Source organism: Corynebacterium striatum ATCC 6940 (assembly GCF_000159135.1).
In the GTDB taxonomy this organism is placed as follows: Bacteria; Actinomycetota; Actinomycetes; order Mycobacteriales; family Mycobacteriaceae; genus Corynebacterium; species Corynebacterium striatum.
Genome location: NZ_GG667523.1, coordinates 1 through 14535 on the forward strand (window position 1 = coordinate 1; position 14535 = coordinate 14535).

11 protein-coding genes and 1 tRNA gene are annotated in these 14535 nt (G+C 55.7%); 6 read left to right on the plus strand and 6 right to left on the minus strand.

Going from position 1 to position 14535, the window contains the following annotated elements:
* Positions 1-1486: LGFP repeat-containing protein (locus HMPREF0308_RS13285; protein ID WP_005530311.1), on the minus strand; the 1486-nt coding region annotated here is incomplete at its 3' end.
* 118 nt (positions 1487-1604) lie between these two features.
* Here HMPREF0308_RS13285 and HMPREF0308_RS13290 point away from each other — a divergent pair.
* A complete protein-coding gene (locus tag HMPREF0308_RS13290; RefSeq protein ID WP_080548630.1) occupies positions 1605-2507 on the plus strand; it encodes a trypsin-like serine protease in 903 nt (300 codons plus the stop codon).
* 102 nt (positions 2508-2609) lie between these two features.
* Here HMPREF0308_RS13290 and HMPREF0308_RS07555 read toward each other — a convergent pair whose 3' ends face one another.
* Together HMPREF0308_RS07555 and HMPREF0308_RS07560 are read right to left on the minus strand one after the other, a co-directional pair.
* On the minus strand, positions 2610-3722 hold the full coding sequence (locus tag HMPREF0308_RS07555; RefSeq protein ID WP_239294874.1) for a replication initiation protein: 1113 nt from the start codon (positions 3720-3722) through the stop codon (positions 2610-2612).
* Between the two features lie 57 nt (positions 3723-3779).
* A complete protein-coding gene (locus HMPREF0308_RS07560) occupies positions 3780-4103 on the minus strand; it encodes a WhiB family transcriptional regulator (RefSeq protein ID WP_034657256.1) in 324 nt (107 codons plus the stop codon).
* A gap of 226 nt (positions 4104-4329) precedes the next feature.
* Between HMPREF0308_RS07560 and HMPREF0308_RS07565 the strand changes: the two genes are divergently transcribed.
* A complete protein-coding gene (locus HMPREF0308_RS07565) occupies positions 4330-6771 on the plus strand; it encodes a transglycosylase domain-containing protein (RefSeq protein ID WP_034657257.1) in 2442 nt (813 codons plus the stop codon).
* A gap of 72 nt (positions 6772-6843) precedes the next feature.
* Here the strand turns inward: HMPREF0308_RS07565 and HMPREF0308_RS07570 are convergent, their stop codons facing one another.
* The gene (locus tag HMPREF0308_RS07570; protein WP_005530323.1) at positions 6844-7308 is read right to left on the minus strand and encodes a GatB/YqeY domain-containing protein; all 465 of its coding nucleotides are present in this window, start codon (positions 7306-7308) and stop codon (positions 6844-6846) included.
* 33 nt (positions 7309-7341) lie between these two features.
* On the opposite strand from HMPREF0308_RS07570, the gene HMPREF0308_RS07575 reads away from it, so the two are divergent.
* Both HMPREF0308_RS07575 and HMPREF0308_RS07580 read left to right on the plus strand, forming a co-directional pair.
* Complete coding sequence (locus tag HMPREF0308_RS07575) at positions 7342-8229, plus strand: metallophosphoesterase (RefSeq protein WP_005530325.1); 888 nt, start codon at positions 7342-7344, stop codon at positions 8227-8229.
* Positions 8230-8305: 76 nt separating this feature from the next.
* Positions 8306-8382, plus strand: a tRNA-Pro gene (locus tag HMPREF0308_RS07580).
* A gap of 446 nt (positions 8383-8828) precedes the next feature.
* On the opposite strand, the gene HMPREF0308_RS07585 is transcribed toward HMPREF0308_RS07580, so the two are convergent.
* Positions 8829-10256, minus strand: a complete 1428-nt coding sequence (locus tag HMPREF0308_RS07585) for a membrane protein (RefSeq protein WP_005530327.1) — start codon at positions 10254-10256, stop codon at positions 8829-8831.
* Positions 10257-10592: 336 nt separating this feature from the next.
* Positions 10593-12140: a catalase gene (locus tag HMPREF0308_RS07590; RefSeq protein ID WP_005530329.1), complete on the minus strand. Its 1548-nt coding sequence runs from the start codon at positions 12138-12140 to the stop codon at positions 10593-10595.
* 157 nt (positions 12141-12297) lie between these two features.
* Between HMPREF0308_RS07590 and HMPREF0308_RS07595 the strand changes: the two genes are divergently transcribed.
* On the plus strand, positions 12298-12864 hold the full coding sequence (locus HMPREF0308_RS07595; RefSeq protein WP_005530331.1) for an RNA polymerase sigma factor: 567 nt from the start codon (positions 12298-12300) through the stop codon (positions 12862-12864).
* Positions 12865-13240: 376 nt separating this feature from the next.
* Positions 13241-14535 (plus strand): YkvI family membrane protein (locus HMPREF0308_RS07600; protein ID WP_005530333.1); only part of this gene is annotated, 1295 nt, incomplete at its 3' end.

A 14535-nucleotide genomic window follows, 5' to 3' on the forward strand; every position in this document is an offset into this window, starting at 1 on the left:
GTTCAAATGATCTTCCAGATCCAACCTTTTTTCCATCATTAGTGCGGACAGCTTCATAAATAGGAGCTTCATAAATGCGGTCCGCGTTTTCCATCCTGGCTTCGCACAGACCTTGAATGTATTGCCTAATCGAGTAAAGGTTCCAAATTCCATGTTTGTGCCGAATCTTGTCGTAACCCCAAGGGCCATATGGACGTGTTTTGGCATCAGGTTCATACCATCCCCGTCGTAGCACAACAGGAACCCCACATCGGTCATGCGTAGCCATCATCACCTGATCGGTATAATCATTGCCTCCAGCGATTCCACTGCCTTGTAGGGTAGGTGCATCTTGTTCGAGTCCTGCCCCAGGCATAAAGTCAGGAAAGAATTTGTCTAGTTGGCTACCGTGGATGCTGCCTTTTTCAAACTTTTGTTCCTTCCAACCGTCACTGTCACTTTCTCCGGGGTCACCAATAGGGTAGCCGACATCTCCATCAATAGCGCCTGAATACACCCATTGGAGTAGCACATCGCCTGTTATAGCGTGAGCGCCGAATTTGGGGTGCCAAACCATAATTCCTTTTTGGAAAAGGTTGTATCGCCCGATCCCGTCAGGTGTTTTTTCTTCGCTGCTGATAGGGAAACCTAAGGTACTCTTTTGGGCTCCCATGCCCTGCCATTTGTCATATATTCGCCCCTGAATTCCTGCTTGTACTGCAGGAATGGAGTTTCGTGTGTAGATGTAGCCACCTTGGTATTTCTGCTTATACCAACCCTCTCCGAGAGCGATATCATTAGTCATTGGGTACCCGAAGTGTCCGCGTTCCCAACCATGCTTTGCCCACACGACGGTTGCAGGAATGCTAACAGTATGAGCGCCTGTCTTTGGATGCCAATAGATAAACCCGTTGACGAATTCGGACCTTTTACCAATACCGTCAGGATTAGTTAGCTCGTTGCTTTTAGGAAACGTCAGAAAGCTTTTCGGTCCGCCAATGGAATCATAAAGTTCCCGGATTGCACCGCATACTTCAAAAGGAGAAGGCCAGTAAACTTTGCAACCTGGGGCAGAATTTAGGGTCGGATTATCTTCTTCTTGCAGCTGTGCTTCTTTTGTTTCTGCAAGATCCGCCTCTTCTTTGGTGAAATCACCCGGTATTTCTTCCCTATCGCTACGCATTTCTCCAGGGCGTACAGTAGATTTAGGAGATTTCGTCGGAGTCCACTCGGAGACTTCTTCCGGTGAAAGTTCAGTTTCTACAATTTCAGACGAGGCCCCCTTAGCCCACTCTGGCAGTACTGGAGTGGGGTATTCATCTGACGTTTCCTTATTGTCGATTGCCTCTACGGTATTTTCACTAGGATCAGCAGGAAAAGTATCCTGTGACACTGATGACGATAATGAATCAGAAAAAGATGATTGCGCGACTGCAGTACCGGGAGTGGTACTGATTAATAAGCTTGCTGAGACGAAAGCAAGTAGTTTGCGTGAGAGAGCTTTCATTGGCGGTCCTTAGATGAGAGTGAAACAAGGAGTTGTTCTACTAGGTCAGCTTATAGCTTGGTGGCAGGCTACGCTGGTTAAGCGAAAAAGTTCTCCTTTCTAATCTCGTCGGGTAACCATGAAAATAGCTAAAACCAGTCTTATAATCCTCACCTGCGCATTTACCGCACTGGGTGCTTCTCCTGCTGTAGCCCAGGACGCCAATGGTGATTTCGCTTCTCTACAAGCAAGTAGCACAGTACCGGTAAACGATAACCGGATTGCTGCTTTATGGTCAGCAATCCCAAGCCTGGATAATCCACAAGAACCCCGCATTCGACGCGACTGCACCGCAAGCTATCTAGGAGATAGCTTCTGGCTCACGGCACATCACTGCGTATCTAACGCACCGTTTATGGACGGTTTTCTCCGTCAATCAGATGGTGAAGTAGCAGGTATCGCTGCTATCTATACCAAATCATCAAACGATGATGTTGCCCTAATCAAAGTAGGCGAAGGAATCCACGCAGATGCCTTCACTTTCGCTAATGAGCCGTTAACCATTGGAGATCAAGCCGTACTTACCGGGTACGCGCAACCCCATGATTATGCCTCTTCAGCGTTGACAGTCATTTCTGAAAAAGTTAACTCCCTGAATTTCGGGAACGTTACATACACCGACCTTTTCAAAGGAACATCCTCAACTACTTCACGTTCCTGTGGCGGAGACTCAGGAGCCCCCATCTACAAAGACAACATCCTCTACGCGGTGCACACCGCCGGCGGATTCAACCCAGAATGCAATGATGGGAAAGGCCGCCCCATGTGGCACACCAACATTGTCTCAAGGATCCCCTGGATTAAAGAAACGATGCAAAGCAATTCGAGTTTCACAGACCAGGAAAAAGCCAAATCAAACACGGGCCTGAAACACGCAGCTACCCTTTTCCCAGATGTGAGCAACCCGAAAAATCCGCACAATGATTCCTCCCCAGAAAAGAGCTCATTTAGTCTCTCTTCTCTATCAAGCACACAGCAGTAGCAAATTATTAGCGACCAGAGAACCAGATCCCCTATCTTCTCCAAGGTTTTCTTCAAGTGAGTTTTTATCTAACTGCCTAACGGCAGGGGAACCGTATATTGCTTACGGCCTGTCCAGTTTTTTAGTGCGCCCTCGCGGTAAAACAATCCCTGCGTCTTTCACAGCTCTACGCACAGTTTTTTCGGACACGTTAAACTCGCTTGCGGCTTCTTTGACCAACGGCCATGCCTTCGTTTGTGCATATGCGGAGTAAAACCAGGCAGCAATCTGAGCCTTCGACGCCTTGCCTGAGATAGTCCTGACTGCGTTTGCTTCGGTTAGTTTCTTGCGCTCAGCTTGCGCATATTTACCATCAGGGTCTGTTTTCCAGCGTTCTGCTGCTTTCTTGCCGCCTCTGCGTCCCATGGTGGCTAGTGCTTTGCGTTCGCTGCTGGTGGCTTTACCTGGCGCGCTAGAACCGCTGTAGGTCTCACTCTTGGACTGGGTGACATACCCGCGCACGCGCCTAGCCATAGTTTGACGGTCGCGCATCGGCGGCATCTCATTGTCGCGGCCTGCACCGCCGTGGGTGTGTGCGACGTTGTAGGCGTGCTCATAGGCGTCGATAATTGCTGCGTCTGTCAGGCGTTGGCCTTGCTGGCGCAGACGGTGTCCAGTCTTAAGCGCATGCCTAAAGGCGGTTTCGTCGCGTGCTGCGGTGCCTTGGGTAATCCAGAGCACACGCACACCGTCGATAAGTTCCGGGTCGTACTGGTCGAGTCCACCGGCAATTTCTGCGTCTACATCCTGGGCAAGCGCTTTAAACGCCTGGGCTTCCTCACGGCGGGTCTTAACCGCGTTAATGAGTTCATGGCCAGAGCTGAATTGCTGGCGTGGAGTGGGGTCGAACTGGTCGTGTCCTGCCATATCCCTCACCTGCTTTATCAAATCTCCAAGACGCATCACCCGGTTGTGCTGCCTATACCAACGATAAGCGGTAGGAGCCTTGCCGGTATAGAACGGGTGGCGGCTAAAGCGATGGGAAAAGTGCGGGTCATGGTCTAAAAGCTCACCCAGCACACGCGTAGTCGCCGCCAGCAACTTCATCTGCACAGATTTACCGTTACGGTCAGCGTAGACAGGGTCAATAATCCATATGAACTGGGCTTTTCCGTTAGTTGGGTTAATACCCACCCATGCCGACCCGACGCTATGAGTAATCAGTGAGCGCACCACGTCGCGAACGTACGGTTTAACAGCCAAAATGACGTGTAAATAACGCTCTAGGTTTCCCTAGATTCCGATGAGTTCGCCGCCCTCAGCCAAGTAGTGCGCCCAGCTGGTAATGTGCGGATTCTTGCGCAGGAGTGCACGGCGCTGACGCTCCGTCAGACCGCCCCACACTCCGAATTCAACACGGTTGTCTAGTGCATCTGCGCGGCATTCATTAAGCACTGGACAATGGCGACAAATGACCGCGGCCTTACGCTGCTCGGCGCCACGCACGAAGAGTGCGTCTGGGTCACCGTTGCGGCACTTAGCTTGAGTTACCCATTCACCACGCTCGGTTGCACTTACCGACTTGGCTGGACCCGTCACCTTCAGGCTTACGGTCATGGCTGGGTAGCTCCTTCCTCTACTACCTATCCCGCTAATCTTGCGAACAATTTTGACGAAATACCATACGCGCGACATATCGCTCGTTGTATGATGTTTCATCAGGCGGAATATTATGTAACAACGGTAAGTGTATTCACACGCGTTAGCACTTGTCTAACACGTCACACTTTAGGGGGGAGTCTGCTATTCCCCGCTCACAGTTTCACCACGTAGGGTGTTCAACGTGACTGTCATCAAATCCTTGGCAAAAATTGCCCTCTCCACGGTCCTCGCGGGAGTTCTCATCGCCGTAGTGATTGCCCCCTTTGCGGGGCTTTCTGGCGTGGCGGTTGCCCGTACCAACGACACCATGCAGTCCGACTTACAGGATCTCACTGCTGGTGACGCCCCGGGCGTAACCACCATTCTGGATGCCAAAGGCAACAGCCTTGCCTATCTTTTCGAGCAGCGCCGTCACCCGGTGAGCCCCGACAAGATTTCCGATCCCATGAAGAAGGCCATCGTGGCTATCGAGGATCGTCGCTTCTACGAGCACGAAGGCGTGGACTTCCAGGGCAACTTTCGCGCGCTGTGGAGCAACCTAGCAGCAGGCGGAGTCTCCCAAGGCGCATCCACGCTTAACCAGCAGTACGTCAAGAACTATCTCTTACTGGTTAACGCCAAGACCGATGAAGAGCGCGCCGCGGCAACCGAGCAGTCCATTCCCCGTAAGCTGCGCGAGATGCGCATGGCGACCGACCTCGATGCGGAGTTGGACAAGGACGAGATCCTCACCAACTATCTAAACCTCGTCCCCTTTGGCAACCACTCCTACGGTGTAGAAGCCGCGGCACGCACATACTTTGGCATCCATGCCTCTGAGCTCACGGTGCCCCAAGCGGCGATGCTAGCCGGAATGGTCCAGTCTTCCGAGTATCTGAACCCTTATACCAACGAGCAGGAAGTCATTAACCGCCGCAACTTGGTCCTCCAGTCGATGGTGGATAATGGCGCTCTCGAACAGGCCGAAGCTGATGAGTACAGCAAGCAGGACTTGGGCGTGCTCGATAGCCCTTCCCTCCTCCCCAACGGCTGCATCAGCGCAGAAGACCGCGGCTTCTTCTGCGACTACGTCATCGAATACCTAGAGAGCAAGGGAATTTCCCGCGAGCAGCTCACACGCGGTGGATACACCATCAAGACCACTCTCGATCCTGATGTCCAAGACCAGGCGCTCAACGCAGTGCGATCCCAGACAGACCCTAAGACCCCGGGTGTCGCTGAGGTCATGAACGTAGTCAAGCCCAGCACGTCCACTCGCGAAGTGCTCGCTATGGTCTCTTCTCGCAAGTACGGTTTGGACCTCGACAACTACGAGACCATGCTCCCGCAGACCCACTCATTGGTGGGCAACGGTGCCGGCTCGGTCTTCAAGGTCTTCACCGCGGCAGCCGCGTTGGAATCTGGCTACGGCATCAAGAACCAGCTCGACGTCCCCACTCGCTATGAAGCAGAGGGACTCGGCTCCGGCGGCGCGGCAGGCTGCCCGGCTAATCGCTACTGCGTTGAGAACGCAGGCAACTATGCCGCAACCATGACGATGCAAGATGCGCTGGCTTATTCACCGAATACCACCTTCATCAAGCTCATCGAACAGGTGGGCGTGGAGCACGTGGTGGATATGTCGGTTAAGCTCGGTCTGCGCTCTTACGACGAAAAGGGCAGCTACGACGAAGAGACGTCGATCGCTCAGCACATCAAGGAATCCAACCTTGGCTCCTACACCCTCGGCCCTACCGCAGTGAATCCGCTTGAGCTTTCCAACGTGGGCGCTACGTTGGCCTCAGAAGGCATGTGGTGCGAGCCCAACCCCATCAAGCAGATCACGGACAAAGACGGCAATGAGGTCTACCTCAAGGTGCCGAATTGTGAGCGCGCGCTGAACAAGAACATCGCTAACGCATTGGCCAACAACATGACTGCGGACACCATCAAGGGCACGGCTTCTGCTTCCGCCAAGATGATGGGCTTTAGTGGCCAGGCAGCCGCCAAGACGGGAACCACCGAGTCCAACCAGTCCTCCGCATTCTTGGGATTTAACTCCGGAATCGCTGCGGCTCCCTACATCTACAATGACGGAACCACCACGACTTCACTGTGCACCAGCCCAGTCCGCCAGTGTGGTTATGGCGACCTCTTCGGCGGCCTCGAGCCTGCCCGCACCTTCTATTCCATGGCTTCATCCGTCGCAGCCGCTGCCACAGGCACGGTCCCCGATTACGACAAGGCTTATGACGACGGCAAGGTCAACTCCCTCCTCGATGGCCTCCGCGGCAAGTCTGAGAGCGAGGCTCGCTCCAAGCTCGAATCCGAGGGCTACCAAGTCAAGGTTTCGCAGGTCCAGGGCAACGGGGTTCCCTACCGCCGCGTGGTCCGCGCCATCACGGGTCCAGACGGGCTAAAGAAGGGCTCGGAAATCACGCTGCAGCTTTCCGACGGCACTTCTTCCGCACCACCGCCTTCCTCTAACGGTGGTGGCCGAGGCGCGGAGACCGATCAAACCAGTGGCGATCAGCATGCCCCGGATCCTTTCGGTAACCAGCGGCAAGGCAATCCCCCGCCGCTCATTCGCCAGGAGGACATCGACGCCATTGCTGACAGCGTGCGCGACCTCTTCGGCCTCTAGGCACACGCGCATTGAAAATCCCGCCGTCTCCTCTGCTTAGTGCAGGAAGACGGCGGGATTTCTTTTTGCGTCTTAGGCGAGCTTGGCCTTGACTGCGCGGGATAGGCGCTTGCCGTCGGCGCGGCCAGCAGCCTTGGCGGTGGCAACCTTCATGACGTTGCCCATCTGCTTGATGGTGGCAGCCTCGCCGGAGTCTGCCTCGACCTCGGCGATGGCCTCGCTGACGAGGGCGTCTAGGGCGGCGTCGTCAAGCTGCTCCGGCTGGTACGCCTCGAAGAAGGGGACCTCGACAAGCTCGGCGTCCGCCAGCTCCTGGCGACCATTTTCTGCATAAACCTCGGCGGACTCGCGACGCTTCTTGATCTCGCGGGCGATTACCTTAAGTACGTCCTCGTCGGTGAGCTCGTGGCGGGAACCGTTGGTTTCCTCGGCCTGAATGGCGGCGAGGAGCGAACGGATGGCGCTGGTGCGCTCCTTCTCACGGGCCTTCATGGCGGTCTTCAGATCTGCACGAATGGTTTCTTTAAGCTGGCTCATATTCTTCAATCTACGCCAGGTAGGCTGTGTGGGGTGAAGATACTCCCGATTATCGGTGGCATTGCTGCCGCCGGCCTAGGCACCCTGGCGTGGGGTTACACCGAACTGACCAAGTTTGAGCTGAAGGAATACACGCTCCCGCTACTCCCAAAGGGGACGCTGCGTGGGAAAGAAGAATTCCGCATCCTGCACATCTCGGATCTGCACATGATTCCGGGGCAAGAAAAGAAGATTGAATGGGTCTCAGGCCTTGATTCCTTGGACCCAGACCTGGTGGTGAACACAGGCGACAATCTCTCCGACCAAGGTGGCGTACCGGATACTCTCCGTGCGCTCGGCCCGCTGCTGAGCCGCCCGGGCTTGTTTGTCTTTGGTACTAACGATTACTGGGCACCGCGCCCGGTCAACCCGTTTAAGTACTTGTTTGGAAAGAAACGCGAGCCCTCCTATGTTGACTTGCCATGGAAGGGCATGCGTGCGGCGTTTATTGAGCACGGCTGGCACGACGCCAACCAGGCCCGCGTGGAGTTCAAGGTCGGCGATGTAAAGCTGGCGGTGGCGGGTGTTGATGATCCGCACCATGACCTGGATGATTACTCCGAGATTGCCGGCGCACCGAACGAGGACGCTGACCTGGCATTGGCGCTGCTGCATGCTCCGGAGCCGCGGGTGCTGGAGAAGTTCGAGGCTGATGGCTACCAGCTTTCACTGTCTGGCCATACGCATGGCGGGCAGATCTGTCTGCCGGGCTCCCGCGCACTAGTCACTAACTGCGGCATTGACCGTGCCCGCGTCCAGGGCCTCCACGACTTCGGCAGAATGAAAATGCACGTTTCCAACGGCCTGGGCACCTCGAAGTTTGCGCCAGTGCGGATATTCTGCCGCCCCTCGGCAACCCTGCTGCGTATCACCGAACGCTAGGTGGCGTTCAACTGGCGTTTTGTGGTTGACGCTCAGGCTGCGTTAAAGTATTCGGGTACCGATTAAAGCGGTTTTCCGGGATATGGCGCAGCTTGGTAGCGCGCTTCGTTCGGGACGAAGAGGTCGCAGGTTCAAATCCTGTTATCCCGACCATCAGCCTGGCTAGGTTTCTAGCCGGGCTTTTTCTTTTGCGCTTGGGCTGCGGGCTTGGACTGCGGGCTTGGACTCCCGGATCTGCATAACTGACGACGAAGCACGCCCGCAGGTAAGAAATGACACCCTCGTTGTCAACTACGCAGATCGGCCACAGATCCGAGTGGACGCAACCGCATCCCAGCGAACGAAAAGCCCCCAGAAAGCAATAAAACGGGAAACGACGCGGCGCCCCTACAGCAGCCGCGTCGCCCCTATTCCCTATCACTCACAACGGATTGGAGAAACCGTTTGCCTACCCCCTAAGTAGGCATTGTGAGCAATTTTACCCTAGCACTAATTCATCATGGAACGTTAACCAAACCAAGACATTCACAGAAATCTCTGCACCAATACCTATTTGGACTACATTTTCATAGACCAAAAGGGTTCGCCACCTGGGACTTTTAGATTTCAGAATTTTCAGTTGGGCGCTTCATAACACCTAATGAGAATGCCGAAGCTACACCAAGTACCCCCAACGCCGTCCACAGCAGCATGTGGTCGCCACCGTTACCCGCCACGGTCAGAGCCGAGGTAGTCCAATGCAGCGGAAGCAGGCCCATAACAACCTTCCAGGCTCCTCCCACCACAGCTGCCGCCACAGCGGACTTCCAGAACCAGCCCACCGCAGCAATCTGTGCCAGGCCAAGCACAACTGCCAGGCCCGCGCCCACCTTGCCAAAGTAGCGCAGCAGGGCCGTCGTCAGCCCCGCCGACGCAAGGCTCGTTACCGCTGCGGCTAGGCCAACCCACAGCGCGGCCTCACCAGTCGGACCCGTAGCCAGCAGGAAGAACATTATCTCCGCTAAAACTGCCAACACCACTACTCCACCGAACAACGGCAACCACGGACTGCGACCCGAGCACACCACAAAAGCCCCCAGACAAGCGCCACCCAGCGTCAGCACTACCGCAATCAACAAGGCCACCACGGGGCTTAGCAGCTGCACGTCTTGAACTCCGCCCGTCGGCGCAGGCAGCGCACGCTGCACCTCTTGCACTTTCGACTGGTTCTGCTTTGCCATCCCGTCGACCTTTTTCGCGCCATCATCAAGCTGCTTTACGCCGCTCAGCGCTTCATCGACCTTGGCATCGAGCTGCTTCGTACCATCGTTGAGCTGCTTTGCGCCTTCGACAGCCTTGTATACACCGTCGTGGTAGCCATAGCCGTTTACAGCCAACTGGTTGGAAATCTCACGCGAGCCCTCCTTCAGCCTGGTCAGCTGGTCCGTTAGATTCTGATCCAGCTGGAAGTTGTTTACTTGGACACGCAGGTCAGCCAGCTGCGACTTGATATTGCGCGCCTCTGCGGAGTTATTGCCTTCTAGATCCTTAACGGTGCCATCGATGGCCTGTAACAGCTGGCCTTGCACCACCTTTAGCCCCACAATCTGGTCCACCGCAGCACCCACACCGTTTGCCACTTCCGTCGCGCCGTTGCCGAGCTGTGCCGTGCCGGATTGCAATTGAACCAAGCCGTCGTAAAGCTCCTGCGAGCCGGAGCTCAGCTTGTCGACGCCCCCTCCAAGTCCGTCCGCCCCCTCCTTCAGCTTGCCAGTTCCTGTCGCGAGCTGGCCAGTACCGGACTTAAGAAAGCCGGCTTGGGCTTGGGCTTCGCTGGCGGCGCGGGCGGCGTCGCCAAGCGCTGCGGAATCAGCGTTAGCGGCAGAGGGCGCACCCGTGCCCTCACTCGACCAGGCACGGGCCGGATCCCAACCCGTGACGCCAGCAATAGCCGCGCCCGCCAGTAACGGCAGAATAAGGAGTATGCACAACAGGATTCCCCGCGTGCGGGAGGGGCGGGAAGTCGATTCAGCGAGACGCGAGTTCATCCCTTCAAAATATCGCCACCACCACGGCAAACAACGCAGGCGCGCCGTTTTAAGCCGGGGCAAAGATACAGAATTCCCAAAACTTCAGCCCACTGATTCTCCCACTAGCCGTACTTCTTCCTCTCACCGCTTGCTCCCCCAAAGACACTGCAGAAGGTGAGCCGCAGTTCGCTGCCGCCGAATCCAACACGGCCGCAAAAGAAACCGCCACTAGCGAGACCACTAGTAGCGGCATGCAGGGCCCCTGCTATGACGTCGAAGGCATGAAATCACGAGGCCTGAGCGACACTATGGCAGTGCACGCTCAGGCCTGTGATTAGGAGGTTGTATTACATGCTAGTTCTTCTCAGCGAAGAGCTCACGAACGCGCTTTTCTAGGCGTGGGGAAACTGCACCCCAGTAGGCGTAGACGCGCTCCTCGGTCTCTGGGGAAACACCAGCCATTGCATTGGTGATGTTGTCCGCCAGGCGCTCCTTCTCGTCATCGTTGTAGACGTTCTCATACAGGTCAGTTGCCTGAACCGTATCGGAGTCTTCAGCGTGGTGCACGTACGGTGCACGGACAAGGTCCAAGCCAGCCGGGTCCGGATTCACATAGAGGTCCGGAGCGGTGATGGTCTCCTGCACGGAGCGGTCGTTGACGTCGCCATCCAGGTAGCCGCCGCCCTTTGCGTGGCGGTTCGGGGAGTAGACAGGATCCTCAGGAGCGTTGAAGAGGAACTGCATGCTGCCCTCGTGCTCGTAGGTGTTGACCTTGTCCGCATTCAGCGGCTGGTTAACCGGCAGCTGCTTGTAGTTCGGCCCGATGCGGTAGCGCTGCTGGTCAGCGTAAGCAAAGACGCGAGCCTGCAGCATCTTGTCCGGCGAAAGGCCGATGCCGGGAACGAGGTTGGATGGATCCAGAGCAACCTGCTCGATTTGGGCGAAGAAGTTACGCGGGTTGCGGTTGAGCACGAAGTATCCAACGTCAACCAGCGGGTAATCCTTCTTGGACCAAACCTTGGTGAGGTCAAACGGATTGAAGCGGTATTCAGCTGCCTCAGCGAGCGGCATGATCTGCACCTTAACGTCCCAGATTGGGTAGTCGCCTTCTTCGATGGCGTTGTAGAGATCCTCGCGGTGGTAGTCGGCGTTTTTGCCGGCCATCTCACCTGCCTCCGCGTCGGTGAAGTTTTGCACGCCCTGGCGGGTCTTGAAGTGGTATTTAACCCAGAAAGCGTCGCCTTCCTCGTTGACCCACTGGAAGGTGTGGGAACCGTAGCCATTCTGGTGGCGGGTGGTCTTCGGGGTACCACGGTCACCCATCAAGTAGGTGACCTGGTGGGTGGACTCTGGGTTGCGGGTCCAGAAATCCCACTGCATGTCCGCATCGCGCAGGCCGTTCACACCAAGGCGCTTCTGGGAGTGAATAAAGTCGGGGAACTTCATGCCATCGCGCAGGAAGAAGACCGGGGTGTTGTTACCGACGATGTCGTAGTTTCCATCCTCGGTGTAGAAACGCAGTGCGAAGCCATGGACATCGCGCCAGGTATCCGGCGATCCCTGCTCGCCGGCAACGGTAGAGAAACGGCCCATCATCGGGGTGACGGTACCAGGCTGGAAGAGCTTTGCCTTGGTGTACTTGGAAACATCGTTGGTGATATGCAACTCACCGAAGGCACCATGCCCCTTAGCATGCGGCGTGCGCTCTGGCACGCGCTCGCGGTTGAAGTGGGCGAGCTTTTCGATCAGATGGATGTCATTGAGAACAACAGGGCCATTCTTACCGGCAGTAATACTAGTGTTCTCGGTCGCAATCGGCTGGCCGGAGGGGCTGGTTGTGTTTGGACCACCCGCTGGGCGCTGACCCTTGTTGAGCACCTTGTCAGCTTCGGAGTTAGTCATGGAAAGCCTCCTAAAAGAAAATAGTTGATAATTGGGGTAGGTTATCAATCACGGACAGGTAATAGTCTACCCCGCTTAATAGGTTGCTGCAACAGAAATGTCCAAATTGATAAGTATTGACAGCAAAGTCTGATTCAACTGCCATACTGGTAAGTTCATGGTGGTGAAACACCACTCCGAACATGACGACGCACGCGTCACCGACCTTGCCCTCAGGGCTGGTCGTGGCGACCGCGCGGCGCTAACGGAGTTCATCAAATCCACGCAGGACGACGTGTGGCGGCTACTCGCCCACCTAGGCGGCCCGGAAATCGCCGATGACCTCACACAAGAGACCTATTTGCGGGTCATTGGTGCCCTCCCCCGCTTTGCTGCGCGTTCGTCGGCACGCACCTGGCTCCTATCCCTGGCACGGCGGGTCTGGGTGGACAACATCCGGCACGACATGGCTCGCCCGCGCAAGTCCGCCACGGAGTATGAGGACGCGGCGGCCCAGGCCCCAGTAATCGAGAATTCAGGCACGTGGAGCGATTGGATCGACGCACGTGCGCTTATCGACGCCCTCCCTGCCGACCGCCGCGAAGCCCTCATCCTCACCCAGGTCTTGGGCTACACCTACGAAGAAGCAGCCAAGATCGCCGGCGTGCGCGTCGGCACGATTCGCTCGCGCGTGGCTCGCGCTCGCAAGGACCTTATTGAAGGAACCGATCCTTCCACAGACTAATAGCCTGCGGTCACAAGGTGAACACACGTAGACGGTGGCCGCTGCCTACCACCTACGAGAAGGGCTGCACGCATAACGGCACCTGTGGCTTAACCACCGCTGGAGCTTCACAGGATTCCCAAGTGCAAGGAAATCGTTATCTACTAGTTATCAGCACTGCGATATAGCCATAAAGCCTGCGCTTTTGGGGCTGAATACTGAACGGATTTCATAATTTTCCACGAAATGACCACTATTTGGCTGGCAGTTCCCGGGCAAACGAAAGTAACCTGGTTAAAGACACACGTGACAAATCGACAGTCGACCCGACCCCGCGCGCGATAAGACGCGCGCATTCCTTTTGCTCGGCGCGTGTGGGAATGCGAGAAATCTCCTCATGCTGAAACGTGCATTGGCTATCTCCATGGCGTTTATCGGCGTCATTGTTGGCGCTGGCTTTGCATCCGGCCAGGAAGCGATGCAGTACTTCGTAGCCTTTGGAAACCAAGGATTCTGGGGCGTCGCCTTAGCCGCAGGTTTGATGCTCATCACGGGTATCGCCATTTTACAGTTGGGCTCCTATTTCCAAGCCTCAGAGCACACCGCAGTGTATGACAAAATCTCGGGACCGATTACATCCAAGATTCTCGACTGGTCCACCATTGCGACTCTTTTCTCCATCGGCTTCGTTATGTTTGCTGGTGGCGGCTCAACCATCAGTCAGCAGTTCCCCGGGGTCAAGCTGTGGATCGGCGCGACCGTCATGTTAGTGCTGGTTCTTCTCGTGGGCTTACTTGACGTCGACCGAGTCACTACCGTCATCGGTACCATCACGCCGTTCGTCATCTTTTTCATTGTGTTGGCCACCGGCTACACCATCGCGACTGCTGACGTTGACTTCGCACAGCTCAATGACTTTGCCGTCAACAACGTCGACACCAGCCTTTCTCACTGGTGGCTTGCTGCACTGAACTACACCGGCCTGAACGTTATGTGTGCTGTGTCCATGTCCATCGTCATTGGCGGCAACATCCTTGATAACCGCGCAGTAGGAATTGGCGGCTTTATTGGCGGCATCATCTACCTCATCCTGCTCACCCTTTTGGTTGTCTCCTTGTTCATGGTGGCGCCGCAGGTCAATGGTCAGGATCTACCGGTGCTTGCACTCATCAACACTCTTAATCCGTCGCTCGGTTACATCATGACGTTCGTTATTTACGGCATGGTATTCAACACCGCGATCGGAATGTTCTATGCGCTGGGCAAGCGACTGACCCGCAAGAAGCCAAAGCTCTTCTACCCTGTTTATGCCGCTTCCTGTGTAATCGGCTTTATTTTGTCTTTCATTGGTTTCCAGTCCCTGGTCAGCAATGTCTACCCAGTCCTGGGTTACTTGGGATTGCTCATGATCGCTGTGATGGTGTTCAAATGGATCACCAATCGTGACAAAATCACGTCGGAGAGCAAGCGCCGTCATCGTGCGCACATCTTGGTCCAGCGCAAGCTAGACCCGCGTCAACGATTCACCAAGAAGAATCAGAAGGAGCTCGCAAAGCTCGCGGCCGCTTCCAATATGAAGACCGACGAGTTTGAGGACGCCATCGCCGAAGAAATCCACGAGGAGCTCGAGGCAGATGAAGAGCTCGAATACGACCGTGAAGATCCTGATCCTTCCGTGGTCTTCGTCGAGCA

What these genes read in the sequence shown, in the direction of transcription:
- HMPREF0308_RS13290 (WP_080548630.1), top strand. Translation starts at nt 1,605, where the DNA reads ATGAAAATAGCTAAAACCAGTCTTATAATCCTCACCTGCGCATTTACC.
- HMPREF0308_RS07560 (WP_034657256.1), bottom strand. Translation starts at nt 4,103, where the DNA reads ATGACCGTAAGCCTGAAGGTGACGGGTCCAGCCAAGTCGGTAAGTGCA.
- HMPREF0308_RS07570 (WP_005530323.1), bottom strand. Translation starts at nt 7,308, where the DNA reads ATGAGCCAGCTTAAAGAAACCATTCGTGCAGATCTGAAGACCGCCATG.
- HMPREF0308_RS07585 (WP_005530327.1), bottom strand. Translation starts at nt 10,256, where the DNA reads ATGAACTCGCGTCTCGCTGAATCGACTTCCCGCCCCTCCCGCACGCGG.
- HMPREF0308_RS07590 (WP_005530329.1), bottom strand. Translation starts at nt 12,140, where the DNA reads ATGACTAACTCCGAAGCTGACAAGGTGCTCAACAAGGGTCAGCGCCCA.
- HMPREF0308_RS07595 (WP_005530331.1), top strand. Translation starts at nt 12,298, where the DNA reads ATGGTGGTGAAACACCACTCCGAACATGACGACGCACGCGTCACCGAC.